The following is a 4,221-nucleotide window of genomic DNA, read 5'->3' on the forward strand; positions in this document are numbered from 1 at the left end:
GCAGGCGTTGCAGATACCGGCAACACAAGGTCTTGATGTAGAGATACCGCAGATCAATCCACAGGAATTAGTAATCGACCAGACACGCGATGAGATATATGACGTTGCCCGTCAGTCGCTGCCCGAGATTAAAAGCGCAGAATTTAAAATTCAAAGCTCTTACTATGCAGTGAAAGCCGCCCGCGCCCAGCTATATCCGCGCCTGAGTTTAAATGCCGGGTTGAACACGAACTATTCCAGCACACAAGAACCACAGTTTTATCCCGATGGAGGATTCCAGTATTCCAACAATCCTGTAGCATACTTAAATAAAGATGCCAACTCTCCGGTATATACTGTGAGTCCCACAGGTACATATCGTAATACCTATGGATTCAGCAGCCAGTTAAAAGACAATATATACCGCACGCTCGGCTTGTCGTTAGTCATTCCAATTTTTAATGGCTATAGCTCGCGTGCTACTTTACAACGCACTATTATTCAGAGCGAGCAAGTAAAGATTGATGCACAACTCACAGGCCAGACGTTGCGTCAGAATGTAGAAGCAGCGTATAACGATGCCGTTGCAGCTTCGAAGACCTATAATTCCTCATTGCGACAAGTGTTGGCTCGCGAAGAAGCGTATCGCATGATGGTGCAGCGATATGGCGCTGGTTCAGCCAACTCATTTGAATACCAGATATCACAATTGGAATTATTTCGCGCTGTTACTGACCTGACCCGCGCTAAATACGATTTCATCTTCAAGAAAAAAGTTCTCGACTTCTATCAAGGTAAACCACTGGAGTACTAATATATACCGCAATGGCAAAACAAAAACGCAAATCAAACAAACTGATTTACTGGCTCATCGGAGTCGTAGCAATTCTTTTAGTCTTCATTATTGTTGGCAAGTCGGCCGGATGGATCGGCAAGCCTAAAGAGATGGAGGTTGAGTTGGCAAAAGCCAAGCGTGTAACAATCGTTGAGAAAGTTAGTGCTTCCGGTACCGTGCAACCTGTAACAGAAGTAAAATTGAAGCCGGAAGTTTCCGGTGAGATCATCGATCTGCTCATTGCAGAAGGTGACTCGGTAAAGAAAGGCGAGCGTCTTGTAAGAATACGTCCGGATATATGGCAGAGTCAGCTCGACCGGGCAGAGGCTGGTCTGAGTCAGCAACGTGCCAACCTGCAGCAATCTTTGGCAAGTCTGTCACGTTCGCGCGCGCAGCTTACACGTGCTGAAGCCGACTATAAACGCCAGCAAAAATTATGGAATGAAAAAGTTATATCGGATGCCGACTGGCAGTTAGCAACACAGAACTACGAAGTAGCCAAGAATGATGTAGCTTCTGCGGAGCAGTCAGTCGAAGCAGCACGCTATGTGATTCGCAGTACGGAGGCATCTTTACAGGAAGCCCGTGAGAATTTCCGTAAGACTACTGTGGATGCTCCTATGACCGGTATAGTATCAAAACTCATTGTAAAGAAAGGTGAGCGCGTAGTAGGAACGGCCACGATGGATGGTACCGAGATGCTGCGTATAGCAGACCTCAACGTGATGGAAGTGCGCGTAGATGTAAATGAAAATGATATAGTACGGGTACACCTCGGTGATACAGCGATCATCGATGTAGATGCCTATACCAATCAGGGTAAAGAGTTTAAAGGTATAGTAACACTCATTGCCAACACCGCGAAAGATAAAACATCAGCCGATGCTATAACAGAATTTGAAGTGCGTATACTGATACTCAGTTCTTCGTATCAGGACCTGGTGGCTGCCGGTAAAAAGTATCCGTTCTTACCAGGTATGACAGCCAGTGTAGATATACTTACTACACGTAAAGCGAATGTACTTTCGGTTCCATTGGCATCGGTAACAACGCGTAACCCGGAAGAGAATAAAGGTGGTGGCGAGAACAAAGGCGGACCTCCTGATGCGAATGCAAACAAGTCGGGCGATCAGAAAAAACAGGAGCCTAAAAAAGAAATCAAAACCGTTGTATTTGTTAACGACAAAGGTGTAGCGAAGATGGTAGAGGTAAAAACGGGTATAAGTGATTACGATAATATAGAAGTGCTCACGGGTATATCGGATAGTACCGAGATTATCACAGGGCCGTTCCTGGCGGTATCCAAACGTTTGAAAGATGGCGACAAGGTTAGAAAGGCAGAAAAGCCCGATCAGCCCAAGAAAGAAAATTAAGTGAATTGAAAAGCCCCGGCACAAGTCGGGGCTTTTTTTGTTTAATATTGTGCCCTGATTTAATAGAAACACGTATGGTAAAGCATTCCTGGCACGAAGTATCAACGGGTCTTAACCCACCTGATCATGTAAACGCTATCATTGAAATTCCGAAAGGTTCACGCGCTAAATATGAGATCGATAAAGATAGCGGACTGATTAAACTTGATCGTGTGATCTATGCTTCGATGTATTATCCCCTTAACTATGGATTTATTCCGCAGACGTTGGGTGAAGATCATGACCCGCTGGATATCGTTGTTCTCACACAAGTAGCCGTTGTACCGGGCTGTCTTATACCTTCCAAGGTAATAGGTGTTATGCAGATGATCGATCGCGGTGAAGCCGATGATAAGATCATTGCTGTAGCAGAAGAAGATCCAAGTGTGAGCCACATCTCGGATGTAAGAGATCTGCCGGATTATCTGCTCGCAGAACTCAAGCACTTCTTCGAGAACTATAAATCGCTCGAAAACAAGAAAGTAATTGTAGATGAGTTTCTTTCCAAGCCAAAAGCAGAAGAGATCATCAAGGCCAGCATCAAGTTATATAACGAGACATTCCGGAAGTAATGCGGATTGGTTTTGAGGCGAAACGACTCTTTACCAATTTTACCGGCCTGGGTAACTACTCGCGCTTTGTAGTAAATGCGCTGAGTGAATTTATACCCGAAAATCAATATATACTTTACTCCCCGAAGATCCGGTCGCATCCTGAAATTGATCCCATCGTGGCGCGTACCAACGTAACCACAGTGGGCCCAACGGGAGGCTACCGGTTTTTCAAGAGTCTGTGGCGCTCGTGGGGCGTGAGTCATCATGAGACAATAAAAGATGTACATATCTTTCACGGACTCAGCCAGGAATTACCGGCAGGTTTACCATCGCGCATTCGCAAGGTGGTTACCGTACACGACCTGATCTATATCCGGTATCCACAGTTTTATAATCCCATTGATGTAGCGATCTACACTGCCAAAGCCAAAGCAGCATGTCGTGCAGCCGATCGTGTTATAGCCATCAGTCAGCAAACAGCCGATGACCTGGTTAATTTTTTAAAGGTCGATCCCAACAAAATCAGTATAGTATACCAGGGATGTCACCCGAGTTTTAAACGCAAAGCTGCTGAAGCAGAGAAGCAATCGGTAAAAACGAAATATAGTCTTCCGGATCAATTCATTTTGAACGTTGGCACCATTGAAGAACGCAAGAATGTAAAGTTACTTGTAGAGGCACTTGCACATTTACCCGAGAGCAATAGACTTCCCGTTGTGATTGTAGGCCGGTCAACCGACTATATAAAACAGGTGCAGGAGAGTGCAGCACGCAATGGTGTTGCACAGTATATCCGCTACATTCACAACGTATCATTCCAGGATTTGCCAACGCTATATCAATTGTCGACTGTCTTTGTTTACCCTTCGCTCTTCGAAGGATTTGGTATACCTCTGGTAGAAGCCATCGAATCGGGTATACCGGTAATTACTTCAGAAGGTTCGTGCTTTCATGAAGCTGCGGGGCCTGATGCATTGTATACCAACCCGTCCGATGGACAGCAGCTTGCATCGTTACTTGAAAAAGTTATTTCCGATAAAACTGTTCGGGAAGGTATCATTCAGGGCTCTCAAAAATATATAGCACGCTTCGAGCCTCCTGTTATTGCACAGGCATTGAACGAAGTATATCGTGCACTTTGATTTCTTTACTTCAGGGATGCAGTTCGCGGTAAAGCGAGAGATATTCTTTGGCTGTGTTATCCCAGCTGAAGCGCAGTGCCCACGCCTTTATCATTGCTTCCGGATGCGTGGTTTCATAATGATGCATGCCTTTTACAAACACCTCACGCATGTGCTCTGGTGAAAAATTATCGAAGTAGTAAGCATGCTCTCCGCCCACTTCCGGTAATGATGTGAGCTTCGATAAAAATACAGGCTTGCCATAGTACATCGCTTCCAACACCGGCAAACCAAATCCTTCTGCGAGCGAAGGGAATATA

The 4,221-nt window shown here is 45.3% G+C and carries 5 protein-coding genes; 4 read left to right on the top strand and 1 reads right to left on the bottom strand.

Annotated features, from left to right (window positions below):
- From VIN08_RS13780 to VIN08_RS13795, 4 genes are all read left to right on the top strand, one after another.
- On the top strand, positions 1-793 hold a 793-nt coding region (locus VIN08_RS13780; protein ID WP_331966070.1), incomplete at its 5' end, for a TolC family protein.
- An 11-nt stretch (positions 794-804) separates the two neighbouring features.
- Entirely contained in the window at positions 805-2,187 is a 1,383-nt protein-coding gene (locus tag VIN08_RS13785) for an efflux RND transporter periplasmic adaptor subunit (protein ID WP_331966073.1), read from the top strand.
- 74 nt (positions 2,188-2,261) lie between these two features.
- The gene (locus tag VIN08_RS13790; RefSeq protein ID WP_331966075.1) at positions 2,262-2,798 is read left to right on the top strand and encodes an inorganic diphosphatase; all 537 of its coding nucleotides are present in this window, start codon (positions 2,262-2,264) and stop codon (positions 2,796-2,798) included.
- Entirely contained in the window at positions 2,798-3,922 is a 1,125-nt protein-coding gene (locus VIN08_RS13795) for a glycosyltransferase family 1 protein (protein ID WP_331966078.1), read from the top strand. Before VIN08_RS13790 ends, VIN08_RS13795 begins: the two co-directional genes overlap by 1 nt.
- A 10-nt stretch (positions 3,923-3,932) precedes the next feature.
- Here VIN08_RS13795 and VIN08_RS13800 read toward each other — a convergent pair.
- Positions 3,933-4,221, bottom strand: a 289-nt coding sequence (locus tag VIN08_RS13800) for a glycosyltransferase (protein ID WP_331966081.1), incomplete at its 5' end; no start/stop codon positions are given.

Source organism: Ohtaekwangia sp. (assembly GCF_036568665.1).
Lineage (GTDB): Bacteria > Bacteroidota > Bacteroidia > Cytophagales > Cyclobacteriaceae > Ohtaekwangia.